The 3,247-nt window shown below is 39.6% G+C and carries 2 protein-coding genes; both read right to left on the bottom strand.

Annotated features, from left to right (window positions below; translation table 11 throughout):
• Positions 1-841: methylenetetrahydrofolate reductase (locus WBQ70_RS10195; protein WP_423913680.1), on the bottom strand; the 841-nt coding region annotated here is incomplete at its 3' end.
• 80 nt (positions 842-921) lie between these two features.
• Positions 922-3,247, bottom strand: a 2,326-nt coding sequence (gene metH / locus WBQ70_RS10190; RefSeq protein ID WP_423913677.1) for a methionine synthase, incomplete at its 5' end; no start/stop codon positions are given.

The raw sequence follows: 3,247 nt of genomic DNA, 5'->3' as shown, positions 1-3,247 counted from the left end.
CTACTCCTATTTGGCGAACAGCCGCATTGTCTTTGGCTTGTTCGCTAGACGTAATCAAAGATTCTGGCATATCCAACCAAAAAACCTGTGGCAACAATTGCAAATGACGTTTAACCGCAACAGGTTTAATCCCCGGAATAATAGGCACGGTGATTCCGATTGCTTGAGCGGCTTCAACGAATTTAAAATAACGTTGATTATCAAAAAACATCTGCGTTACCACGTAATCCGCTCCCGCATCTACTTTTTCTTTTAGGCGTTTTAAATCGGCTTCCAAACTTGGCGCTTCAATGTGTTTTTCAGGATAACCAGCTACACCCACGCAAAAGTCTGGAGCGCTTTTCATTGGCATTTTGTCGTGCAAAAACTGACCTGCATTCATCGCTTTGATTTGTTTCACCAATTCCGACGCATACGCATGACCCCCTTTGCAAGGTTCAAAGTATTTTTCGCCTTTCATAGGGTCACCACGTAGTGCGACCAAGTTGTCAATTCCTAAGTAATGACAATCTACCAAAAGGTATTCGGTTTCTTCTTTGGTAAACCCACCACACAATACGTGGGGAATAGCATCTACACCATATTTATGTTGGATAGAAGCGCAAATCCCAACTGTTCCTGGACGCATACGTGTAATACGACGGTCAAAAAGTCCGTCTTTTTCAATATATACATACTCTTCTCTCGAAGTGGTTACATCAATAAATGGCGGTTTAAACTCCATTAACGGATCTATATTTTCATACAAATCTTTAATATTACTTCCTTTTTGAGGCGGTACAATTTCAAAAGAGAATAATGGTTTCCCTTGTGCGTTTTCTATATGTTGTGTTACTTTCATTATTATGTCTTAAAGTTTTAAAGTCGAAAGTCGAAAGTCCCAAACTTTGAGACTTTATGACTTTTGACTTTATGACTAATCTAATCTGCTATATTAGGACCTAACCATCTTGAGGCTTTGTCAGTCGAGATACTTCTACGTTTTGCGTAATCAATTACTTGGTCTTCTTTGATTTTTCCAAGTCCAAAATACCTACTTTCAGGATTCGCAAAGTAATATCCTGAAACTGCTGCCGCTGGCCACATCGCCATACTCTCGGTCAAAGTTACACCAATTTCTTCTTCTACTTTTAATAATTTCCAAATCGTTGGTTTCTCCAAGTGATCTGGACAAGCTGGGTAACCTGGCGCAGGACGAATTCCAGCATAGGTTTCTTCAATCATCGCTTCTGTGGTTAAAGCTTCATCTGGAGCATAACCCCAAATTTCTTTACGTATCTGCTCGTGCAAATATTCTGCAAAGGCTTCTGCTAAACGATCTCCCAAGGCTTTCACCATAATCGAGTTATAATCGTCTAAATTATCACGGTATTCATCTGCCCATTCATCTACTCCAAAACCTGTTGTTACACAGAAAGCACCCATATAATCGGTTACGCCATTGTCTTTTGGCGCAATAAAATCAGATAAAGCAATGTTTGGTGCTCCTTTTGTTTTTTGTGCTTGCTGACGTAAGGTTAAGAATTTCTCCAATTCTTTTCCGTTTTCATCATACAATTGAATATCATCATCGTTCACTTGGTTCGCAGGGAAGATTCCGTAGATTCCTTTGGCTACGAATTTCTTCTCTTTCAAAATCACGTCCAACATCTCTTTTGCATCAGCAAAAACTGAAGTGGCTTGCTCTCCTACTACTTCATCCGTCAAAATTGCTGGATATTTTCCAAACAACTCCCAAGTTCTAAAAAACGGCGTCCAGTCAATATACGGCACCAATACATCCAACTCTACTTCAAAACTTTTTGTTCCAATGAAATTTGGTTTCTTAGGTGTGTAATTCGCCCAATCCAACTGCAATTTGTTCTTACGAGCATCTTCAATCGTCAAGAAATTTTTATCTCTCGAACGGTTCAAGAACTGCTCTCTAAACGCATCATAATCTGCACGAATTCCAGCAGTATAGGTTTCTTTATTATCGTCTAATAAATTCCCTGCTACAGTTACCGCTCTCGAGGCATCGTTTACGTGTATTACCGTCGATTTGTATTGTGGTGCAATTTTCACGGCAGTGTGCGCACGTGAAGTCGTTGCTCCACCTATCATCACAGGAATATTCATTCCTCTTTTATCTAATTCTTTGGCCAAAAACACCATTTCGTCAAGCGAAGGTGTAATCAAACCGCTCAAACCTATAATATCAACATCATGTTCAATAGCTGCCGCAATAATTTTCTCTGGCGCTACCATCACACCTAAATCAACAATTTCGTAATTGTTACACGCCAATACTACCGAAACAATATTTTTCCCAATATCGTGCACATCTCCTTTTACGGTTGCCATTAATATTTTACCGTTTCCTTCTTTATCGCCCGCTTGTTTCGAAGCTTCAATATATGGTAATAAATACGCAACGGCTTTTTTCATTACACGCGCTGATTTTACTACCTGTGGCAAAAACATTTTCCCAGAACCAAACAAATCCCCAACGACATTCATTCCTGTCATCAAGTTGATTTCGATTACCTCGATTGGTTTGGTTGCAGCTTGTCTTGCTTCTTCAACATCCAATTCTATAAAAGCATCTACTCCTTTTACAAGCGAGTGCGTAATTCTTTCTTGAACGGTTCCAAAACGCCATTCTTGAATTTCTTTCTCCGTTGCTTTTGGACCGCCTTTTACATTCTCTGCAAAATCCAACAAACGTTCTGTTGCATCATCACGACGGTTTAATATTACGTCTTCAACATGCTCTAATAAATCCTTTGGGATATCATCATAAATGGTCAACATTTCTGGGTTTACAATTCCCATCGTCATTCCGTTTTGGATCGCATGGTACAAAAAAACCGAGTGCATCGCTTCTCTCACCGTATCATTTCCTCTAAACGAAAACGACACATTACTCACACCTCCACTAATGTGTGCGTGTGGCAAATTCTCGCGAACCCATTTGGTTCCTCTAAAGAAATCCAAAGCATTCAAACGGTGCTCTTCCATTCCTGTTGCTACCGGAAATATATTCAAATCGAAAATAATATCCTCTGGAGGAAAACCTACTTTATCTACCAAAATATCATACGAACGTTGACAAATTTCAACCCTTCTATCGTAATTATCTGCTTGTCCTGTTTCGTCAAAAGCCATGATAATTGCTGCAGCTCCGTAGCGTTTGATTAGTTTAGCATGATGAATAAACTGCTCTTCGCCTTCTTTCAACGAAATCGAGTTGACTACACATTTTCCT

The organism is Flavobacterium sp., from assembly GCF_049590715.1.
Taxonomy (GTDB): Bacteria; Bacteroidota; Bacteroidia; order Flavobacteriales; family Flavobacteriaceae; genus Flavobacterium.
This window is presented reverse-complemented; position numbering and strand designations above follow the sequence as displayed.